This is a genomic window from Roseateles aquatilis (assembly GCF_002205645.1).
Classification (GTDB): domain Bacteria; phylum Pseudomonadota; class Gammaproteobacteria; order Burkholderiales; family Burkholderiaceae_C; genus Roseateles; species Roseateles aquatilis.
In genome coordinates this window covers 19,816-40,565 of sequence record NZ_NIOF01000005.1, presented here as the reverse complement: position 1 = coordinate 40,565, position 20,750 = coordinate 19,816, and the positions used below count along the sequence as shown (strand labels likewise).

The 20,750-nt window shown below is 69.7% G+C and carries 14 protein-coding genes; 11 read left to right on the top strand and 3 right to left on the bottom strand.

Annotated elements, in window-relative coordinates:
* Positions 1 to 25 precede the first annotated feature (25 nt).
* The 4 genes from CDN99_RS12785 to CDN99_RS12770 all read left to right on the top strand — a co-directional run bounded on the left by CDN99_RS12785 (position 26) and on the right by CDN99_RS12770 (position 4,528).
* Positions 26 to 727, top strand: a complete 702-nt coding sequence (locus CDN99_RS12785) for a YggS family pyridoxal phosphate-dependent enzyme (RefSeq protein WP_088385264.1) — start codon at positions 26 to 28, stop codon at positions 725 to 727.
* Positions 728 to 2,245, top strand: coding sequence for a GGDEF domain-containing protein (locus CDN99_RS12780; protein ID WP_088385263.1), 1,518 nt, complete (start codon positions 728 to 730; stop codon positions 2,243 to 2,245). It abuts the gene before it with no gap.
* A gap of 302 nt (positions 2,246 to 2,547) precedes the next feature.
* Positions 2,548 to 4,107 (top strand): methyl-accepting chemotaxis protein, encoded by a 1,560-nt coding sequence (locus CDN99_RS12775; RefSeq protein ID WP_158218835.1) that lies wholly within the window; start codon positions 2,548 to 2,550, stop codon positions 4,105 to 4,107.
* 82 nt (positions 4,108 to 4,189) lie between these two features.
* Positions 4,190 to 4,528, top strand: coding sequence for an energy transducer TonB (locus CDN99_RS12770; RefSeq protein WP_088385261.1), 339 nt, complete (start codon positions 4,190 to 4,192; stop codon positions 4,526 to 4,528).
* 12 nt (positions 4,529 to 4,540) lie between these two features.
* Here the strand turns inward: CDN99_RS12770 and CDN99_RS28670 are convergent, their stop codons facing one another.
* Positions 4,541 to 4,711, bottom strand: coding sequence for a hypothetical protein (locus tag CDN99_RS28670; RefSeq protein ID WP_158218834.1), 171 nt, complete (start codon positions 4,709 to 4,711; stop codon positions 4,541 to 4,543).
* Positions 4,712 to 4,831: 120 nt separating this feature from the next.
* On the opposite strand from CDN99_RS28670, the gene CDN99_RS12765 reads away from it, so the two are divergent.
* The 6 genes from CDN99_RS12765 (at position 4,832) to ylqF (ending at position 10,431) form a co-directional block, all read left to right on the top strand.
* Positions 4,832 to 5,350, top strand: coding sequence for a hypothetical protein (locus tag CDN99_RS12765; RefSeq protein WP_088385260.1), 519 nt, complete (start codon positions 4,832 to 4,834; stop codon positions 5,348 to 5,350).
* Between the two features lie 97 nt (positions 5,351 to 5,447).
* Positions 5,448 to 5,864, top strand: coding sequence for a hypothetical protein (locus CDN99_RS12760; RefSeq protein ID WP_141100757.1), 417 nt, complete (start codon positions 5,448 to 5,450; stop codon positions 5,862 to 5,864).
* A gap of 11 nt (positions 5,865 to 5,875) precedes the next feature.
* A complete protein-coding gene (locus CDN99_RS12755; RefSeq protein ID WP_202820263.1) occupies positions 5,876 to 7,345 on the top strand; it encodes a TolC family protein in 1,470 nt (489 codons plus the stop codon).
* Positions 7,346 to 7,370: 25 nt separating this feature from the next.
* On the top strand, positions 7,371 to 8,786 hold the full coding sequence (locus tag CDN99_RS12750; protein WP_088385258.1) for a multicopper oxidase family protein: 1,416 nt from the start codon (positions 7,371 to 7,373) through the stop codon (positions 8,784 to 8,786).
* A gap of 128 nt (positions 8,787 to 8,914) precedes the next feature.
* On the top strand, positions 8,915 to 9,319 hold the full coding sequence (locus CDN99_RS12745) for a copper-binding protein (RefSeq protein WP_158218833.1): 405 nt from the start codon (positions 8,915 to 8,917) through the stop codon (positions 9,317 to 9,319).
* Positions 9,320 to 9,414: 95 nt separating this feature from the next.
* A complete protein-coding gene (ylqF, locus tag CDN99_RS12740) occupies positions 9,415 to 10,431 on the top strand; it encodes a ribosome biogenesis GTPase YlqF (RefSeq protein WP_088385256.1) in 1,017 nt (338 codons plus the stop codon).
* Positions 10,432 to 10,586: 155 nt separating this feature from the next.
* Here ylqF and CDN99_RS12735 read toward each other — a convergent pair whose 3' ends face one another.
* A complete protein-coding gene (locus tag CDN99_RS12735; protein ID WP_238139504.1) occupies positions 10,587 to 11,204 on the bottom strand; it encodes a trimeric intracellular cation channel family protein in 618 nt (205 codons plus the stop codon).
* 196 nt (positions 11,205 to 11,400) lie between these two features.
* Between CDN99_RS12735 and htpG the strand changes: the two genes are divergently transcribed.
* A complete protein-coding gene (gene htpG / locus CDN99_RS12730; RefSeq protein ID WP_088385255.1) occupies positions 11,401 to 13,293 on the top strand; it encodes a molecular chaperone HtpG in 1,893 nt (630 codons plus the stop codon).
* Positions 13,294 to 17,057: 3,764 nt separating this feature from the next.
* On the opposite strand, the gene CDN99_RS12725 is transcribed toward htpG, so the two are convergent.
* Positions 17,058 to 20,714, bottom strand: a complete 3,657-nt coding sequence (locus CDN99_RS12725) for a C80 family cysteine peptidase (protein WP_141100756.1) — start codon at positions 20,712 to 20,714, stop codon at positions 17,058 to 17,060.
* Positions 20,715 to 20,750 lie beyond the last annotated feature (36 nt).

Below are 20,750 nucleotides of genomic sequence, written 5' to 3'. Positions count from 1 at the left end.
GGGATGAGGAATAGCCTGGGCGATTATGGCGACGATCTCCGAGAACATACAACAGCTGCATGGCCGCATTCAGAGGGCTTGCCTGCAGGCGTCGCGGCCCGTGCACAGCGTCACGCTGCTGGTGGTAACAAAGACTTTCGGCGCGGACGATGTGCGACAAGCCTTCGACGCTGGCGAGCGCCGCTTCGGCGAGAACTACGTGCAGGAGGGCGTCGACAAGATGGCCGCGCTGGCCGACCTGCGCGACCGGACCGAGTGGCACCTGATCGGCCCGCTGCAGAGCAACAAGACCCGCGTCGTGGCCGAGCGTTTCGATTGGGTGCACACCGTCGATCGCCTCAAGATCGCGCAGCGTCTCTCCGATCAGCGCCCCCCGCATCTGCCGCCGCTGCAGGTCTGCCTGCAGGTCAACATCAGCGGCGAGGCGACCAAGAGCGGCCTGGCGCCGGCCGAGGTGGCCGACGTCGCCCGCGCCGTGGCGGCGCTGCCCGGTCTGCGCCTGCGCGGCCTGATGGCCATCCCGGAGCCGGCCGCGACGCTGGACGGGCAGCGCGTCCCGCATCGCGCGCTGGCGACGCTGCTGGCCGCGCTGAATCGCGACGGCCTGGCGCTGGACACGCTCAGCATGGGCATGAGCGCGGACATGGACGCCGCCATCCTGGAAGGCGCCACCCTGGTGCGCGTCGGTTCGGCCATCTTCGGCGCGCGGCCCCGGCCCGTGACTTGAATGAACCCGCTCCAGCGCCCCGGCGACCTGGTGCCCGAGACCCCGGGCAGCCTGTCGGCGCGGGCGCTGTGGCGTGACGGCCTGCCGTCGGAGCGGCGCTGGATCCTGGGCGGTTGGGCGCTGACGCTGGTCGTCTGCGTGTTGCTGGGCCTGGAGGTGGTGCATCGAGGCTGGTCCGGGATCCCGGTGGACCTGGGCGGCGCCGCCGCCTACCTGACCTTCTATCCACCGCTGCCGCTGTGCCTGTGGTGGGCGCTCAGCTTCGGATGGCGCTGGGGGGCGATCCCGGCCTGGCTCGCCACGCTGGCGCTCGCGCTGGACGCCGGCATGTCGCCCGCTTGGGCGGCGGTCTTCGCCTGCGCCAACCCGCTCGGCCTGGGGGTGATGGCGCTGGGATATCGCGCCGTCGGCGCCGCGCGCGGCCTGCGCAGCCTGCGTGCCTGGCTGTTCTTCATTCCGCTGAGCTTCGTCGCCGCCGTGTTCAGCTCGGCCGGCGCGCTGATCTGGACCTTCAGCCGGGACCTGTCCGCCCGGGACCAGTTGCCAATCTGGCAGGGCTGGTGGCTGGGGGCCTTCCTGCAGACCGTGATGGTCGGCGGCCCGCTGATGGCGCTGACGTGGCCGCGGCTGTCACGCTGGATCGCCCGGAGGCCGGCGCTCTTCACGCCGCCGCCCAGCGGGCGCCGCGCCATGGGCCTGGGCCTGCTGCTGGCCATCGTGCTGGCGGTGCAGGGCTTCGGGCTGGTCAGCCTGGGGCTGGGGTCGCAGCGGCTGCGGTCCGCCCTCGGCGGCCACGACTGGGCGGCGCTGGAAGAGGCGTCGCGGGCGATGCTCAGCACCGCGTGGGTGTTCTTCTGGGTCTTCACGTTGATTGTGCTGTTCGTGGCGCAGTTCGGCTACCAGTCGTTGTCGCGCTGGCTGCGCTCGACCGAGGCGCTGGTGGCGCAACTGGCCCGCGTCAACGCGGAGCTGGAGCAGCGCTCGCGCACCGACGGCCTGACCGGCCTGGCCAACCGCATGGCGACGGAGGAGGGCCTGCGCGCCCTGCTGCGCACGGTGCGGCGCTACCGCACGCCGGCGGCGCTGCTGATGCTGGACATCGACCACTTCAAGCAGGTCAACGACCGGCACGGCCATGCCGCCGGCGATGCCGTCATCCGCGCGCTGGCGGGCGTGTTGAAGGCGTCCTCGCGGGACGTGGACCTGCCCGGGCGCTTCGGCGGCGAGGAGTTCGTGATCGGCCTGGCCCACACCGACCTCGCCGGCGCGCGCCGCTTCGCCGAGCGGCTGCGCGCGCGCATCGCCGACGCGCCGGTGGCCGTCGACGGCGGCGCGTCGATCACGTACACGGTCAGCATCGGCGTGACCGACTTGCGCGAGGACGACGCGGGCGTCGAGGACCCCCTGCGCCGGGCCGATGCGGCGATGTACGGCGCCAAGCAGGCCGGACGCAATCGCGTCCAGGTCGACGGCGTCGATCACCGTGGCGGCGGCGACGGGGCCTCAGGCAAGGCCTGACCCTGCGCGGCACCAGGCGCGCCGGGAGTTACGGCGCGGGTACCGCGTCCCCGGCCGCGCGCCGAGGAGAAATGTGCCGTTTTGATGAAACCTCGCCGAGGCGTTCATTAGGGGTTCTACCGAGACGGTTCACGCGCCGTTTTCATTCAGTTGCAAGTGCCGCGTCAGAATTCACGGCCCTCCGGAACCGCCATGGATTACCCGAATCAAGAGCACCGATGATCCGGCCGAAGCCGATGGACGGTCCGCGCCGAGCGCCCGGATACCGCCATTCAACAACTCATTTCGTTGCGAGGGTATCGATGTCGTTTCTGTCCCGCCTGCGTATCGGCCAGCGCCTGACGCTGAGCTACACGCTGCTGATCCTGCTGCTGATCGTGATCGGCGCCTTCGGTGCCCACAACGCCAGCCGACTGTCCCACGACCTGACCCAGACGGCTGATTCCAGCCTGGTCAAGATCGCCCTGGCCAACGCGCTGGACGGCAACGTCAACGTCATCGCCCGTGCCTCGCGCGACCTGCTGCTGCTGGACACGGCCGGCGCGATCAAGCGCCAGAAGGCCGACATCGCCAAGGCGGTGGAGGACGGCCAGACGCAGCTCACCGAGCTGGAAGGCAAGGTCTCCGACGCCAAGGACAAGGAGACCGTCTCGCAGGTCCGCGAGCGCCAGGCCAAGTTCGTCGAGTCCGTCACCAAATTCCTGTCGGTCCAGCAGGACGGCAGCCCGGACGAGGCGCGCGAGCACCTGATCAAGGAAGTCCGCCCGGTGCAGAAGGACTACCAGGACGCGCTGAAGGGCCTGGTCGAGGCGCAGTTCGCCAACGGACGCACGCTGGCCGAAGGCGGCGCCACGCTGGCCAACCAGTCCATCCTCGTGACCGGCGTGCTGGTGCTGATCGCGGTCGTGATCGGCGGCGTCGGCGGCCTGACCATCGGCCGCTCCATCATCGTGCCGGCCCGCAAGGCCAAGGACGCCGCGCAGGCGATCAGCTCCGGCGACCTGTCGCAGCACATCGAGGTCGAAGGCACCGACGAACTGGCGCAGATGCTGCACGCGATGCGCGACATGCAGAACGCGCTGTCCGGCGTCGTCGCCAGCGTCAGCGCGGCGGCCGGCGAGGTGGCCCACAACTCCAACGAGATCGCCGGCAGCAACGTCGATCTGTCGGACCGCACCGCGCGTTCCGCCGAGAGCCTGCAGAACACCGCCGCCTCGGTCGAGCAGATCGCCTCCAACCTGAACGGCGCCAGCGAGCTGACCCGCAAGGCCTCGGGCATCGCCGCCAAGGCGCGCCAGTCGGCATCGGCCGGCGGCAACGTGGTGAGCCAGGTCGTGTCGACGATGGAAGAGATCAGCGCCAGCTCGCGCAAGATCGGCGACATCATCGGCGTCATCGACGGCATCGCCTTCCAGACCAACATCCTGGCGCTGAACGCCGCCGTGGAAGCGGCCCGCGCCGGCGAGCACGGCAAGGGCTTCGCGGTGGTGGCGTCGGAGGTCCGCGCGCTGGCCTCGCGCTCGGCGCAGGCCGCCAAGGAAATCAAGGTGCTGATCCAGGAATCGTCCGTCAAGGTCGAGAACGGCACCGCCCTGGTCAACAACGCCGGCGCGACGATCCGCTCGGTGGTGGACGAAGTCAACAACATGGGCCAGCTGATCGAGGAAATCTCGCACTCGGCCCAGGAGCAGGCGGCCGGCGTGGGCGTGGTGAACAACGCCATGAACGAGCTGGACCGCACCACGCAGCAGAACACCACGCTGGTGGACGACCTGACCCGCTCGACCGATTCGCTGCGCGAGAGTTCCTCGCGCCTGGTGCAGGCGGTGGGCTTCTTCAGCACGGCGCGTTCCGCCACCTGATCCCTTCGCGACCCTTCACACATTCCCGCCCGGAGACCCCGGGCGTCCCGACTCCTCACCCAAAGACGTACGAGGTCCCAAGATGAGCAAGAACCTGACCAAGACTTTCACCCGTGGCCTGCTGGGCCTGGCCGCCGCCCTGGCGCTGAGCGCGGGCGCCCACGCCACCCCCAAGATCGTCAAGAAGGTGCCGCCGGAGTTCCCGGCCGAGGCCGCCCGCCAGTCGATCTCGGCCGGCTCGGTCCGCGCCAAGATGAACATCGATCCGGACGGCAAGGTCTCCAGCGTCGAGATCCTGGAAGCCGAGCCGCGCAAGGTGTTCGACAAGGCCGTCACTCGCGCGCTGATGGACTGGAAGTTCGAACCCAGCAGCGAAAAGCAGACCCACGAAGTCAAGCTGGTGTTCAAGAACGAGGACTGATCGCCCCGGCGATCACCGCCGCGATCCGCGAGGATCGTCTTGCCAGAAGGGCCGCGCGAGCGGCCCTTCGTCTTGAAGGCGGATCGTCCGCGCCAGCGCGACGGATTCGTCCTTGCCGCGTTCCAGCGCGTCGTCCCGCGTGGTCACCAGTCCGAGCGTGTCGTCGATTGAACGGGGTGGCATCAGTCGAGCCGGTCGGTCGGGTCATCCAGCAACCAGGGACATGACATTCCGGTCACCTTGCCCCCTGTTCAGACCTGCCTAAGGCGTTTGCAAGGCGGTCTCCCCTTACACTCCCGCCCCATGTCCCGCCAGAACGCATCCGCCTGGAGCCGGCTCCCCTGGAGCCGCTGGCTGGTGCTCGCGCTGCTGAGCCTGACCCTGCCGCTGCAGGGCGCCCTGGCGGCGACGATGGGCATCGAGATGGCGTTGATGTCGTCCGACACCGGCGCGGCGGTGATGACCACGCCGAGCGATTGCCACGACATGGCCGCCACCGGTGCGCACGCGGGCACGTCGACCCTGACGGTCGCGTCGATGTCCGAGCCGACGGCGGGCATGTCCGGCATGTCCGGCATGCACCACGGCGCCGACGCCCTGGCCGCGATGGATCACGCGGACTCGCACGACGGCTCCGATCATTCGTCCGACCATCACTGCGGCATCTGCCTGCAGTGCTGCATCGGCGCCGCGATGCCGATCGCGCCGCTGACGCTCGCCGCGCAGGACCTGCGCGACGCCGCCCCTGCGCTCGGCGCCCCCGACGCGCCGGAGCAGTCCCCCCAGCCGCTTGAGCGGCCGCCCAAGACCTTCCTCGCCTGAACGTCGGCGCCATCGCGCGCCGCCCGAGCTGCCGCGCGGCCGACCGTGACACGTCATGGCGGCGTGGCACCGCCCCCGTTCATTTCGCGAGGAAGCCATGTCTTCTCCCACCCCTGCCACGTCCGCCGCGGCGTTGACGCTGGCGCTGTGCCTGATCGCGGGCAGCGCTTCGGCGCAGACCGCGCCGTCTTCGTCTTCGTCTTCGTCTTCGCCATCTCCTTCCACCGCCACGCGCCTGGCCGATCCGGCCGATGCACGCCTGGGATCGCGTCCGCCTCCGGCGACGTCGCAGGTTCCCCCGCCCGCGGCGCCATCGAGCGCGGCAGTCGCCGACCCTGGCGTCGGTGACTGGCGCCAGGCCAACCGCCGCGTCCAAGAGGCCGGCGGCTGGCGCGCGCTGCAGCGCGAAAGCCAGGCCGCGAACGCGCCCAAGGCCGTCCCCAAGCCGGCCACGACGCCGGCCGCGCCCGCCCCCGCCGGCTCCGCGCCGAGCGGCGGTCATCACGCTCATTGAGGAACCACGTCATGTCTTCCCAGACGATCTTTCCGGCGACGCGGCCCCCGGCCCCGACGCCGCGCCGACGCGGGCCCGCGCTGGCGGCCCTGGCGATCGCCGCCGTTGTCCTGACCGGGTGCGCGAACCTGTCGCCCGAACACGCCGCCACGCCGGTGCAGCAGAAGAGCCGCGATTGGCTCGGCGCCGATCTGCCGCTGCAGCAGACCGACGCGCAGCGTGCCGCCGCCCGGGAGCGCACCGACGCGCTGCTGGCCCGGCCGCTCGACGCGCAGGCGGCGGTGCAGCTCGCGCTGCTCAACCATCGCGGCCTGCAGGCCAGCCTGCACGGGCTGGGCATGGCCGAAGCAGAGCGCGTGCAGACGCTGCTGTGGCCCAACCCGGTGCTCAACATCGGCCGCTTCGTGCGCGGCGACGAGCGCGAGATCGAGCGCGGTCTCGAGATCAACCTGATCCGCCTGCTCGGACGCGGCGCTCGCCAGGAGGCCGGCGCCCGCGCGCTGGAAAGCGAGCAGGCCCGCGCGGCGCAGCAATTGCTGGATGTCGCCGGCCAGGCGCGCCGCCGCTGGATCGAGGCGGTGGCGTCGCAGGAGCAGCTCGTGCATGCGCGCACGGTGCTCGACTCCGCGTCCGCGGGCGCCGAACTCGCCCTGCGCATGCGGCAGGCCGGCAACGTCAGCGCGCTGCGGCTGGCCCGCGAGCGCGCGATGCTGGGCGAGGCCCAGTTGGCGATGGAGCAGGCCCGGCTGCAGGCCAGCCGCGACCGCGAGGCGTTGATCCGCGCACTGGGCCTGTGGGGCGACGATGTTGCCGCGCTGACGCTGCCCGAGCGGCTGCCCGACGTGCCGGCAGACTTCCGCGCCGCGGGCGATCTGGAGCGGCAGGCGGTCGCGCAGCGGCTCGACATCGTCGCGGCGAAGCGCCAGTCCGAGGCGCTCGCGGCGCGGCTGGGCCTGACGCGCGAGACCGGGCGCATCAACGCGCTCGAACTCGGCATCCAGCGCAACAGCAGCAACGAAGCGCCCACGCAACGCGGCGTCGAGCTCACGCTCGAAGTGCCGCTGTTCGACTGGGGCCAGGCGCGCGTGGCCGGCGCCCGGCAGGCCTACCTGCAGTCGGTGGAGCAGACCGCGCAGGTCGCGATCGAGGCCCGCTCCGAAGTGCGCGTCGCACGCGCGCAGGCCGAGACCGCCTGGCGCATCGCCCGTCGCCATCAGGACGAAATGCTGCCGCTGGCCCGGCAGATCTCCGACGAGACGCTGCTGCGCTACAACGGCATGCTGGTCGGCGTGATGGAGCTGCTGGCCGATGCGCGGGCGCAGGCGCGCGCCGTGTCCGCCGGCCTCGCCGCCCAGCGCGAGTACTGGCTCGCCGAGGCGACCCTGTCGCAGGCCCTGCTCGGTCCGGTGCGCGATGCCGCGGCCGCTTCCTCCTCCTCTCCGTCCGCCGCTTCGAACGAAGCGGCCGGCGGCGCGCATTGAACGCGCGCTCCTCGAAGGAATCCCCATGATCTCCCGACGAAATCTCTTCGCCCAGATGGCGGCCGGTGCCGCGCTCGGCGCGGCCGGCGCGGTCAACGCCAGCGGCGTCTCCCGGGTCGCGCTCGCCGCGCTGCCCGAACCCGCGCAGCGCGACAACGCCGACACCGCGCCGCCGCTGACGCCGCCCAACGGTCGTCCCTACAACCCCGTCGTCACCCTGAACGGCTGGACGCTGCCCTGGCGCATGCGTGACGGCGTCAAGGAGTTCCACCTGGTCGCGGAACCGGTGCTGCGCGAGCTCGCGCCCGGCACCACCGCGCACCTGTGGGGCTACAACGGCCAGTCGCCCGGCCCCACGATCGAGGTCGTGGAGGGCGACCGGGTCCGCGTCTACGTCACCAACCGGCTGCCGGAGCACACCAGCGTGCATTGGCACGGCCAGCGGTTGCCCAACGGCATGGACGGCGTGTCCGGCCTGACGCAGCCGGCGATCAAGCCGGGCGAGACCTTCGTCTACGAGTTCGTCGCGCGCCGGCCGGGTACCTTCATGTACCACCCGCACGCGGACGAGATGACGCAGATGGCGATGGGCATGATGGGCTTCTGGGTCACGCACCCGAAGGCGCGCCACCCCCACATCGCCACGGTGGATCGCGACTTCTGCTTCCTGCTGTCGAGCTACGACATCGATCCCGGCAGCTACACGCCGCGCACGATGACGATGACCGACTTCAACCTGTGGACCTGGAACAGCCGCGTCTTCCCCGGCATCGACACGCTCAACGTGCGCCTGGGCGACCGGGTGAGGATCCGGGTGGGCAACCTGACGATGACCAACCACCCGATCCATCTGCACGGGCACGAGTTCGAGGTCACCGGCACCGACGGCGGCCCGGTGCCCCGGAGCGCGCGCTGGCCGGAGGTGACGACCGACGTGGCGGTCGGCCAGATGCGCCAGGTCGAGTTCCTCGCCGACGAGCCCGGCGACTGGGCGTTCCACTGCCACAAGAGCCACCACACGATGAACGCGATGGGGCACGAGGTCGACACGCTCATCGGTGTCGACCATCGCGGCCTGGCGGCGCGCATCAACAAGGTCATCCCCGACTACATGGCGATGGGCGAACGCGGCATGGCCGACATGGGCGAGATGGCCATGCCCATCCCCGAGAACACCGCGCCGATGATGGCCGGCGAGGGCCAGTACGGGTCGCTGGAGATGGGCGGCATGTTCAGCGTGGTGAAGGTCCGAAAGGACCAGAAGCCCGGCGACTACAGCGATCCGGGCTGGTACGCCGCGCCGGCCGGTACCGTCGCGCGCGCGGTCGCCACGCCGGCCGAGGCGTCACGCGCCCATCCCGCCGCGACCAGTCCGGCGGTCCCCGCGTCCGAGCCGCTGCGCGTGCGCAAGCCCGATGGCCGCGGCCATCCAGGGCATTGAGCCGCGTCATGCGATCGACCCGTTCGGGGGATCACGTCCCGGTTCACGCGCGTCGTCCCCCCCTGTCCCATCACTTGCCTCGTTCCCTCCCTCTTCACCTGCCTCACCTCACCAGGAACCTCCTCACCATGAACCGCAACACCACCTCCGCCCTGTTCTCCCGCTCGCTGCTGTCCGTGGCCTTCGCCGCGGCGTGGCTCGCCGCCGCGCCGGCGCAGGCGCAGGGGCACATGCACCACAACGCCGAGCCCGCCAGCGCGGCCGCGTCCGACGGCGCCGCCCCGTCCTCGCAGGACTGGATCGCCGCCGAGGTGCGCCGCGTCGACGGCGCGCAGGGTCGGCTCACGCTCAAGCACGGCGACATCCGGCACCTCGACATGCCCGGCATGACGATGCCGTTCCGGCTCAAGCCGGGCTTGCTGTCGGCGGAGCAACTGGCGGCGCTGAAGGTCGGCGACAAGGTCGAGGTCCGCGTCGAATCGCAGCAGGGCCGGCCGGTGATCATCGAGCTGCGCCCGATGCCGGCGCGCTGAGCGCGTCGTCCGCCATCCGCCATCCGCCGTCATCGTCGCCGGCGCGGCGCGGCGCGGCGCGGCGCGTGGTGGCGGATAGCGGACAATCGCGCCCCATGGCGATTCAATGGTTTCCCGGGCACATGCACAAGACCCGGGGCGCGATCCGCGAGCGCATGAAAAGCGGGATCGACGTGGTCATCGAGATGCTCGATGCCCGCGTGCCCGCGAGCAGCGCCAACCCGCTGCTCGCGCAACTCACCGAGGGTCGGCCGTCGCTGAAGCTGCTCAACAAGCAGGACATGGCCGATCCGGACCGTACGACGCGCTGGCTGGAGCACTACCGCGCGCGGCCCGACACACGCGCCATCGCGATCCATCAGGGCCAGCCCGGCCTGGCCAGGACGATGGCCGCGGAATGCCGCGCCATCGCGCCGACCCGGGGCGGGCTGGACAAGCCGCTGCGGGTGCTGATCTGCGGCATCCCCAACGTCGGCAAGTCGACGCTGATCAACACGCTGGTGGGCAAGCGCATGGCCGCCACCGGCGACGAGCCCGGCATCACCAAGATCGAGCAGAAGATCCTGCTCGACAAGGGCGTCTATCTGTTCGACACGCCGGGCATGCTGTGGCCCAAGATCCGTGTTCCGCAGGCGGGCATCAACCTCGCGGCCAGCGGCGCGATCGGCCGCAACGCCTTCGAGGAGGAGGTCGTGGCGCTGGACGTGCTGGCTTATCTGCGTCGGCACTATCCGCAGGCGCTGAAGTCCCGCTACCAGCTGGAGCCGGACGCCTCGACGCCGGACGGCGACGTGCTCGCCGCGCTGGGCAAGCGGCGCGGCGCAGTGCTGCCGGGCGGCCGCATCAACCTGCAGAAGGCCGCGGAGATCCTGCTGTACGACCTGCGCCAGGAACAGCTCGGCCGCATCACGCTGGAGACCCCCGAGGAATTCGCCGAATGGACGGCGGCCGCCGAGGCCGCCGAAGCCGCGCGCGAGGCTGAGCGCGAGGCGCAGCGCCTGCTCAAGAAGAAGGGCACGCGCGACGCCCAGGTGATCGTGGACGAGGACGACGAAGAGATCGAAGAAGAAGACGTCGAGAACAACGACGACGCGGACGACGCGACCCGATAGACGTTCCTTTTCCGCCGTACCGAGCTGAGACCCGGTGGCCGAGGGGGCCCCGATTCGGGATGCCCCGCTAGGCGCAAACCGCAGCCATAGCCCAGCTATGGCGAGGATTTGCAACACCGCGGGGCGCCCGAATCGGGGCCCCCTCGGCCACCGGGTCAGTGGAGTTGCAGCATTTGGAGGGCTGGCAACTGCCAGCCGAAATACAGCGCCAGCAGGCGCAACGTGGCGACGCCGACGATGCCGAGCACGAAGGCCCACCGCATCGGCACGCCCGCGGCCTTGAGCAGGAAATACAGCGCGATGCCGCCGATCGCGGCGGTGGCGTAGATGTCCTTGCGCAGCAGCAGCGGCGCCTGGCCGCTGAGCACGTCGCGCAGCACGCCGCCGCCGCAGGCGGTGAGGGTGCCCATCAGCAGCGCGGCCAGCGGGCGCACGCCGTGCTCCTCCGCGATCTCGGTGCCGCACAGCGCGAACAGCGCCAGCCCGAGCGCGTCGGCGATCTTGAGGATGGCGATCGCGTGGCCAGGGAACGGCCCCACCATCAGCGCCGCCAGCGCGCTGCAGATGATCACCAGCAGGTAGGTCGTGTCCTTCATCCAGAACACCGGATGGCGGTTGAGCAGCACGTCGCGCAGCGTGCCGCCGCCCACCGCCGTCATCGCCGCCAGCACCAGCAGGCCGAACAGGTCCAGCCCGCCCTGCATCGCCGCCAGCGCGCCGCTGACCGCGAACACGGCCACGCCCATCAAGTCGAACCAGTAGATCATCCGCATAGGCGCGGGAGTTTATTCGCGGCGACTCTTGAAATCGCCGCCGCGCCTCCCACCTGCGGCCACGGCCGGCACTGAGCGCGCGCTTCGGCGCCGCGATAATCCCGGCCTTCGACCGGCGGCGCCCCGATGCCAGCGCACCCACCGCGCGCGACCGCGTCTCCTTTCGGCACCTTTGCCAGCACATTCAGAACGAGCCATGGACAAGCAAACCCATTCCTTCCAGGCCGAGGTCAAGCAGATCCTGCACCTGGTGACCCACTCGCTGTACTCGAACAAGGAAATCTTCCTGCGCGAGCTCGTCAGCAATGCCTCCGATGCCTGCGACAAGCTGCGCTTCGAGGCGCTGGACCACCCGCAGTACCTTGAGGACCAGCCCCAGCTCGAAGTCCGCGTCTCGTTCGACCCCGAGGCCCGCACCGTCACCATCAGCGACACCGGCATCGGCCTGTCGGCCGAGGAAGCGATCGCCCACCTGGGCACCATCGCCAAGAGCGGCACGCGCGAGTTCATGGCCAAGCTCGAAGGCGACCAGAAGAAGGACGCCAACCTGATCGGCCAGTTCGGCGTCGGCTTCTACTCCGGCTTCATCGTGGCCGACCGCATCACCGTCGAATCGCGCCGTGCCGGTCTGCCGGCCGACCAGGGCGTGCGCTGGAGTTCCGAGGGCACCGGCGACTTCGAGGTCGAGACGATCACCAAGCCCGGCCGCGGCACCGACGTCATCCTGCACCTGCGCGAGGGCGAGGAAGAGTTCCTCAAGACCTGGCGCCTGAAGTCCACGATCTCGAAGTACTCCGACCACATCTCCCTGCCCATCCTGATGCGCAAGGAAGAGTGGGACGCGGAGAAGGCCGAGCAGATCGTCAAGGACGAGTGGGAGCCGGTCAACAAGGCCTCCGCGCTGTGGACCCGCAGCAAGAGCGACATCACGCAGGCCGAGTACGACAGCTTCTACCAGCAGATCAGCTACGACACCGAGGCCCCGCTGGCCTTCACCCACAACCGCGTCGAGGGCCGCAGCGAGTACACCCAGCTGCTCTACATCCCCGCCAAGGCGCCGTTCGACCTGTGGAACCGCGACAAGCGTGGCGGCGTGAAGCTGTACGTCAAGCGCGTGTTCATCATGGACGACGCCGAGGCGCTGATGCCGGTGTACCTGCGCTTCGTCAAGGGCGTGATCGACTCCGCCGACCTGCCGTTGAACGTCAGCCGCGAGCTGCTGCAGGAGAGCCGCGACGTCAAGGCGATCCGCGAGGGCTCGACCAAGCGCGTGCTGTCGATGCTGGAGTCGCTAGCCAACAGCGAGGAGGTGTCGGAGAAGGACAAGTACGCGCGCTTCTGGGCCGACTTCGGCCAGGTGCTCAAGGAAGGCGTGGGCGAGGACCATCAGAACCAGGAGCGCCTGGTCAAGCTGCTGCGTTTCGCGTCCACCCAGGCCGACGAGGGCGTGAGCTTCGCGGACTACGTGTCGCGCATGAAGGACGGCCAGGAGGCGATCTACTACATCACCGCCGACAGCCTGTCCGCCGCGAAGAACAGCCCGCAGCTGGAGATCTTCCGCAAAAAGGGCATCGAGGTGCTGTTGCTGACCGAGCGCGTCGACGAGTGGATGCTGTCCCACCTGTACGAGTTCGAGGGCAAGTCGCTGCAGTCCGTGGCCAAGGGCTCGGTCGATCTGGGCAGCCTGCAGGACGAGGAAGAGAAGAAGAAGGCCGAGGAGGCCGCCGAGCAGTTCAAGCCGATGCTGGAGCGGCTGAAGGCGGCGCTGGAAGGCCGCGCCAAGGACGTGCGCGTGACCACGCGGCTGGTCGATTCGCCCGCCTGCGTGGTGACCGAGGAGGGCGACATCAGCGGCCACCTGGCCCGCATGCTGAAGCAGGCCGGCCAGGCCGCCCCCGAGTCCAAGCCGACGCTGGAGGTCAACCCCGACCACGCGCTGGTGAAGAAGCTCGGCGCGATTGACGCCGACGACACCCGCTTCGGTGATCTGGCGCAGGTGTTGTTCGACCAGGCGCTGCTGGCCGAAGGCGGCGTGCTGGAAGATCCGGCCGCCTATGTGCGGCGCGTCAACGCGCTGCTGCTGGGCTGAGCCCGGGCCGGGGCCCGTCGATGTCGCGCGATGGGTCCCTGGTCCGGCCCGGCGTGGTGCGCCGGGTCTTGCCGGATCACGCCAGGATGGTGCCGGTGTTGATCGCCGCGAGCGGTGGCGCGGGGGAAGGCAAGCGTTGCCACGCGATACCGAGCCCGGCCGTCCCGGAGGGCGGGAACGACGCCATCGCCGCGCTGAACTCGACACTCTTGAGCGCCCAATAGTCCATCTGGGGGGGCGGCGCGGGAAGCGTCTTCCCGCCGCTCGCGCCGGAGTCGACCGCCCCTGCCGGCCCTTGCGTCCGGCGCTCCATCATGGGCGTGCCGTCGGGGCCGTGGCGGTCCCGCGACAGCGCCCAAAGCGCGGAGGAATCGTCCTCCTCTTTCGCCATGAGCGTCACCAGCGACGCCGGCAGCCCCGCCTGGCGCCAATCTCCGTCCTTGTTCTGAAAGCGAAGCAGGGCAACCGTGGACGCGGGCGGCGGGTTTTGCGCATCGACGTCGATCAGGCGCATCGTGTCCCATCCCCCGCCATCGCTGACCAGCAGGTCGGTGTCATCCCGGGAAATATCCAGCGCGGTGTCATGCATGGTCAGCGTCGGCAACCGCAAGCTGCGGGCGCGCAGCGGCCAGACCAGCTCCTGCGTCCCGCTTCCGCCGGTGATCGTGGTCTCGGGATCCGGCATCCATTCGTCGTCGGTGGGGTCCTGGGTCGAGGCGGTGAGCGCCTCGCGGATTCGGATCAGTCGTCCGTCGCCCGGCCGATGGATCAGCAGGTCGCTGCCTTCGTAGAAGATCTCGTCGCGGGTGGCGTCCGTATCGTCGAGGTCGATGTGCCGAGGGGCACCGTCGGTCTCCTCCAGCAGGATGACTTCGTTGGCGCCGAGCAGGTCGACGCCGTCCAGGTCTACCGGGCGTCCGTTGGTCTGAATCACGACGAGCGGCACGAAGTCGCGCCCGGCGAGAAACTGGCGCTTGAGCGTGCTCAGTTCGGCATCGTCGCGCAGTCTAAAAGTCGTGATGTCCGTGTCGTCCAGCCGGATGCCAAGCGAGCCATCCTCGTCGAGCTGAAACTTGGTGCCGCCTTGCGTGCGTGCTTCAAAGGACGTGGCATCGAGGCGGAAACTCGCGTAGCCCTCACCGGTCCACGCGGGGGACAGTTGTCGCAGCCACCACTCGACCAGACCGCGTGAGAATGCCTGAGATTGCAGTGGTGCGCCGCGAGCGGCCAGCGCGCCCAACGCGCCGGGCCCCAGCGAACGGGAGGTTCCGAGATACAGCCACTCCGCGTTGCTTTGGTCGCCCGCGGGGAAGGGCCCGTAGGACTTTCCGCCGACCTGTCTCAAGCGGAAGAGGCGGGATGCGCCGTCGCCGGGGGTGGGGCCGACGTAGACGCCCCCAGCCACCGGCCCTGGATCGCGCGCCGTCCAGGCGTGGTACGCGGACGGATCGAAGGCCGTCAGCCCGGGCATGGGTTCCAGGCGTGGGCGCAACGTCGTGCTCAGTTCGTCAGCGCGGCCCACGTATGCCCAGTACGGGTTGGCGCCCAGCGGCAGGGCGTGGTGTTTCAGATGGAAAAAGCCGGTGTCGGGGCGCAGCATCACCACGTAATGGGTATTGCCGGTGTCGTCGTCCACTTTGAACAGATCACCGGGACGACCTGTGTCGCGGTAAGCGATCTTGAAGCCGGCGGGGTCGGGCACCAGTCGTTGCAGGGCCGCGAACAATAGGCGGTTCAGCAGCATGTCGTCCGCCAGCGGGCTCCGTGTGAGGCCCGTGCGGTTCATGGCGTCGCGCATCCGGACCAGCCGGTCGCACAGTGCCGTGATGGCGGCTTCCCGCAGGCTGATCTCCTCCGGGCTACCGGGCACCGCATGCCGTGCGTACCAGCCGTCGAGCGTCAGGCCCTGCACGGCCGCCTGGGCCTGCCAAAGCCGGAACGTGGCGGCGTCGATCTCTCCGCCATCCGCCTTTTCGACGATCTGGCCGAGCCTGGATGCGGCGGTGCTGGCCGCCGACGTCGGCGATGGGGAGACGCCGACAGACGAGGGGAGCGCGTCCCTGACCGTCAACCCCGCCGCCCGGATCTCGTCCCGCAGCGTGGCAGGCAGTCCGCCAAGGCGTCCATCCTGGCGGAGGGTGCCGGGACGCGTCGCCCAGTTCGCCAGCTCCTGCTGAAGCACGCTGGCGGGCGGACCGGCGAGCGAGGTCGTCATCAGCGTCTGCGCCACGCGTGCATCGATGTCTAGTTGATCGGTGAGGTCCCGCATGAAGGCCTGCAGCCCGGGAACCTGGACATCGTAGAAGTCGTTCGGACCTTCCCGATCGGTGACCCGGATCTCGCGATCTCGCGAGATCGCGTCGATCTGGATATTCACGCCCGCGTCGCGCAGCCTGTGCGCCAGGGCCGAGGACGCGTCGGGCGTCGTCCCCAGCCGGATCCAGTCGGAGCCATGGTCCCCGCCGGCTTGGTGCCGCTCAAGCAGATGCTGAAGCTCGTTGAACAGTCGCATCAGGACATTGCGCTGAGACGGGCTCAATCGTGGCGAGGGCGGCTGCAGGTCGACGGGCGCGCCGCCATCGACGACGTTGGCCTGCGCATGCGCCAGCACCAGCCATTGCAGCGCCAGCTTCACGTTGGCAGGGGACATCTCCAGGACGTCTGCCGGCTGGGTGGCGAAGGGGCTGACGCCCGCGATGGCCAGCGCGTTCGCCAGCCCGGCATCGCTGTCCAGCCGGATCGTGGCCGCGCCCGGCTCCAGCCGTGACAGCCGATCCAGCCGCGCCCACAGCGCCAGGAAGCTGGCGCCCCCGGACGGTCGACGGCTTGTCGCCACGCCGTCGGAGAAGGCGATCGCCGTGATGGGCGTCGCGGCACCGCCGTCGGGACCGGCGAGCTCGACACCCGCAGCCAGCTCCCGGGTCAGGAAGTCGGTCAACTGCTGGGGCGTCCAGACGGCGCGTCGTCGAACCCATCGCAGCACCGCCTCCTCGCCGGCCGCGGTGAGCACCACCGGATCGCGCACGAAGGCCTCGATCTCGTGCCGGAAGGAATAGGAGACGGGCTGCAGGAAGTGGCCCCCGTCGTAACGCACCTGCGGGCGAGCCGCCTCGTCCAGGCTGACCTGACCGTTCCTGAGCGCGTAACGGGTCCAGCCCATGCCGTCGCCCTTGCCCAACGCCAGGTACCGATCGTTGTACAGCACCGACCGGCCGGTCTGCGGATTGAGCAGGCCGGACAGGCTCTCGGCTTCGTCAGACACACTGGACAGCCGCACCCGCGACCGGATGTCGGAGGACTGCGGCGGTTGGAACATGGCCGCCACCTCGTCCGGTGACGAGAGTAGCTGGATCGCCTCTCTCAGCGCGCTCATGGGATTCAGGGTTTCGGTCCATGCCGGCAGCGCCAGCATGAATGCCGCTTCCCGTCTGTCCAGGTCCAGCAGCAGGCGCACGCCAGGCACGGTCGGGTCCGCCAGTTGAATGACGGCGTCGTTGAGCGCCTCGAACTGGATTTCCTGGCCCGCCAGGCGCAAGCCTCTCTGGTCCCCCTCGAGCAAGTCGATGGGTTTTCCACCACGGGCCAGGCTCCCCTGGAGCATCACGGTCCAGACGTCCCGCCTCTGCGTCGATGGCAGGATCCGCACGCGATTGCGGATCGTCCCATCGGGCGGCAGCGCGAGCGTGTAGCGTCCCCCGCCACCGATCAGACGCACGGACACGTTGGATTGATTGAATGGCTGGAGCGAACGCTGCTTCGAGTCATCAAATACAAACCGGTGTGCTTCGGCATCGACGCGGGCCGGCAGCGCCATCACGCGGGTCTGCGCGTCGAGCACGACTTCCAGCAGGGTGGGCTGGGGGTCGTAGCGCCACAGGTCGGCGGACTTGGCCATGCTGGTGGAGGTCACGTAGTCGGCGACGAAACGCGCGTCGCTGCTCACCTGCATCCACTCGATCAGGCCATCGTGCATCAGCGAGAAATCGCCGCCCGCTCGCGACGACGAGTAGGCCTCGTGGTGGATGGCGAACGCGGGCGCCGTCATGAGCGCCAGCACCAGGCCCGGGTCGCGCAGCGCGGGCGGGAGCGGCGCGCGGTATCGCCATCCGTTGGTCGTTGCGCATCAGTGTCCAAAGGTCCAGCTCCAGACCGTGGAGGGAATACTGAGACTGCCGGTCGTTGCCATCGCTGATCCACCAGTCATGTAGCCGACGGCTGCCTGCCTGCCAGTACAACTGGCTCGGGTGCAGGGCGGTGGCGCCGATCGAGGTGTCCGCGAAACTGACCTGGTTGTTGCGGAAATCGATGCGCTTCAAGGGCGCCCACCCGTTGGCGATCAAGACCTCATGCGGGTGGCCCGGGCCGGCCGGCACGCGTCGCAGCGGTTCGCCGTAGCCTTTGTCGATCTCGTGCAGCGGCCGCATGTTGCGGCTGACGCTCGCGGTGGCGCCGCTCACTGCCCGATTGAGTTCGACGATGCCGATCGACAGGCCCGCGAGCGGTACCGCCAAGCCCTCCGCCGCAGCGGCGAGCAGGGTCAGGTTGAGCAGGTCCGCGGCAACGGCGAGGCCCGCCAACGTCATGCCCGCGGCGTCCAGGCCGAACTGGATCGCCGCCGTTGTCGCCTGGCTTCCGGTGCCCTCGCTCAGGGACCAGATCAACTGCTGAAGATCGATCCCGATCGCCGCGACCTGGGCCAGACTGCTCATGGCGGCCAGTGAGCGTGACAGCGCCGCGGTCTGGCGCACGAGATCGGCCAGCTCGTTGCCGGTCGCTTGCCGCATCGCCACGCGCACGGCGACCACCATGTCCGCCACATCGGCGCTGACCTGGAAGCCGCCCTGCGTGATGCCCAGGTACCAGAGCGCCTGCTGATAGCGATCGCCTTCGGTGCTGCCCCGGGCCGCGTCCTGCAGCGTCAGGGCCAGCAGGCCGAGGGTGAGCAGGTCGATGCCGGCGTTGGGCACGGGGGGCAAGGCCACGAGGGCCTGGAGCTCGGCCAGCCCCTGCGCGACCAGAGCTGTCCCGGCCCGCAGCGCCTGGCGATCGGCGGGAGCGCTGATGGATCGCATCGTCGTCTGACCTTTCTCGAGATCGAGGTAGGTCAGCAGAACGACGCCGTTCAAGCCCTCGCGCAGATGCGGAAGCAGGACCCAACCGGCTGGCCGATACCGCGCGATGATTTCGTGGAACCGCGTGTTCAGCTGCAACCGGTCCAGGATGAGCGCGCGCGACAATGCGAGCGATCGTTTGGCCTCGCGACGTTCGTAGGTGGACTCCAGCACGACGCAACAGGCCCGATCCGCCAGAACGCCGTCGCCGCCGTGCGGAAACTTGTCGCGGACCTGGACAGTGCGGGTGTCCGCATCGAACTGGAAAGCCCAGGTCGTGCCGGCCGCTCGTCGCACCGCCGGTGCGCCCGGATAGGGCCGGGTGCTCCGGCGCAGTTGCCTGGCGCCGAAATCGAGCAGCAAGGTGTCGGTGTAGAGCGTGGTTTCCGCACCGGCTCGCACCAGCGAAGCCGTATGCGCGGCTTCCACGAACTCTCGGCCGAAGCTGCGGTCGACGGCCTGCGTCTCCAGGGCGCAACCGAGCAGACTGATGGATTCCACCGCCGGCAGCGGACGCTGCGTCGAGGGGAGTTCGGTCATCAGCGCCTTCAGCTCCCGGGCGAGCTCCGTGGCCGTGCGTCCGCCGAGCAGCCGCTCCTTGGTCGTCCACGAGGTGTGGCCATGCCCGTTGACGATCAATTTGATGCGGCTGCGCGGCGTTGCGTTGCGCAGCAACGATTGGCCACGTACCACGGTAAAGCCCTGGTCAGGATGCAGGCGCAACCACACCAGTTCGTCGGGATGCATGCGACTGAGCGTCGCGCCGACGGAGTTCAAGTCCTTGTCATTCTCCAACTGGACGAACACGCGCAGCAGGGTGCTGCGGGCATCGGCCGCGGTATCGGCCGGCAGGACCGCGGAGTATGTGCCGGTGGTCGCGCTCCACGTCGAGAGGTCGGGTACCCGTGCGCGCGCGAACGACGAGGCGCCGAAGATGTGGCGGACCAGGGCCGTGCCATGCGGGGCGAACCGCCATTGGTCCTCGTCTTGCCTGGCCACGAGGGTGTGGCCGACGCGGAACTCGTCCTCGGTCAGCGTCACCTCGGGCGGAAGGCGCTCATGGTGGAAGGGCAGGGGGTCGCCGAACAGCGCCACGCTGAAGGAGTCGGCTTGCGCAAGCTGCCTGTCCTGGGCATGCACCTCATCGGCCCTGGCGGAAGGTGCGAGCACCGGGAGCCGCACCAGGAAGCTTGGAGCCTGCGGCCCCGCCACGCCGATCAGTGACACCAGCCCGGCGCGCCGGTCCAGCACCTGCTCCAGATCGGGTGCCAGGTCATGGAGCAGTGGCAGGGGTATGCGCTCCGTGGGGGGAAGCAACGAGGTCGGCGCGATGCTGGGGAAGGCGTCCGGCAGGGCGTTGCGCATGAGGGCCTCGTCCCGCGTGACATAGACCGAGGACCGGACGCGCTGCCAAGCCTCGGGATTGTCCGGCGAGCGCGAGAGGAGCATCAGCGGCCCGATCATGTTCAGCCTGGAGAGGGTGCTCAACCGACCCCAGAACCCATTCAGCGCGTGCAGGTGGCTGCGGGCGCCCAGGTCGTCCTGGGTGGACAGTCTGTTTGCCTGATCCAGGTCGACGAGGAAAGGGGCGCCGCTCATGCCTGACTGCATGACGCTGGACGCCAGTTTCGCGATCGCCACGCGACGGGCCAACACCTCGGGCGCGGCGGTGTCGCTGAGCTGGCCCGCCCGCTCGGCGGCGAACGACAGCCCCTCGGCGAGCAGCGCGCTGGCGCGATGCACGGGGATGGTCTGCCGCAGCATCGCGCGCGCGCCTGATCCGAGACGCTTCGTGTCCAGGTCGCCGATGCGCCAGGGTCGCAAGGTGGTCGTGGTCTCCAGCGCCTGGGGGTCGAGGAGGGCCGTGGTGAGCGTGTCGCGGGGGGCCCCGCTGCCGAGCAAGCCCACGTAGTCGCCGTCCAGCACCGCGCCCACCAGCCGTCCCGCCAATCGCTGCAGGAACTGTCGCTCCGAAGGTCCGATCCGTGCGTCGTTCAGGAGGCTCGTCAACTGCGCGGTGACGTCCCGCTCGAGCTGGCGGCGGTGCTCGTCGCCGAGCGGGCTGGGCGCGACGAGATCGCCACGCATGGCCTGCTGCAAGGAGAGCAAGATAACGCGCATCCGCCCCTCTTCGGGATGGACGACCGACATGCCGCCCGAGGGTTTGAGCAGCAGCAGCGGAAGCGAGGCGCGCGCCTCGGAGACGGAGGGAGGCGCGCGGCGCGCGACGGCGATCGTCTTTGCCGTCGACGCGGGTTGGGGCGGTTGGGGAAGCTTGATCCGCAGTCGGGAAGGGAGAGGGGAGGACAAGGGGGCTCGATCCTGGAGAGGGGGCGCCGCCTCAGT

What these genes read in the sequence shown, in the direction of transcription:
- CDN99_RS12785 (WP_088385264.1), top strand. Translation starts at nt 26, where the DNA reads ATGGCGACGATCTCCGAGAACATACAACAGCTGCATGGCCGCATTCAG.
- CDN99_RS12780 (WP_088385263.1), top strand. Translation starts at nt 728, where the DNA reads ATGAACCCGCTCCAGCGCCCCGGCGACCTGGTGCCCGAGACCCCGGGC.
- CDN99_RS12775 (WP_158218835.1), top strand. Translation starts at nt 2,548, where the DNA reads ATGTCGTTTCTGTCCCGCCTGCGTATCGGCCAGCGCCTGACGCTGAGC.
- CDN99_RS12770 (WP_088385261.1), top strand. Translation starts at nt 4,190, where the DNA reads ATGAGCAAGAACCTGACCAAGACTTTCACCCGTGGCCTGCTGGGCCTG.
- CDN99_RS28670 (WP_158218834.1), bottom strand. Translation starts at nt 4,711, where the DNA reads ATGCCACCCCGTTCAATCGACGACACGCTCGGACTGGTGACCACGCGG.
- CDN99_RS12765 (WP_088385260.1), top strand. Translation starts at nt 4,832, where the DNA reads ATGTCCCGCCAGAACGCATCCGCCTGGAGCCGGCTCCCCTGGAGCCGC.
- CDN99_RS12760 (WP_141100757.1), top strand. Translation starts at nt 5,448, where the DNA reads ATGTCTTCTCCCACCCCTGCCACGTCCGCCGCGGCGTTGACGCTGGCG.
- CDN99_RS12755 (WP_202820263.1), top strand. Translation starts at nt 5,876, where the DNA reads ATGTCTTCCCAGACGATCTTTCCGGCGACGCGGCCCCCGGCCCCGACG.
- CDN99_RS12750 (WP_088385258.1), top strand. Translation starts at nt 7,371, where the DNA reads ATGATCTCCCGACGAAATCTCTTCGCCCAGATGGCGGCCGGTGCCGCG.
- CDN99_RS12745 (WP_158218833.1), top strand. Translation starts at nt 8,915, where the DNA reads ATGAACCGCAACACCACCTCCGCCCTGTTCTCCCGCTCGCTGCTGTCC.
- ylqF (WP_088385256.1), top strand. Translation starts at nt 9,415, where the DNA reads ATGGCGATTCAATGGTTTCCCGGGCACATGCACAAGACCCGGGGCGCG.
- CDN99_RS12735 (WP_238139504.1), bottom strand. Translation starts at nt 11,204, where the DNA reads ATGCGGATGATCTACTGGTTCGACTTGATGGGCGTGGCCGTGTTCGCG.
- htpG (WP_088385255.1), top strand. Translation starts at nt 11,401, where the DNA reads ATGGACAAGCAAACCCATTCCTTCCAGGCCGAGGTCAAGCAGATCCTG.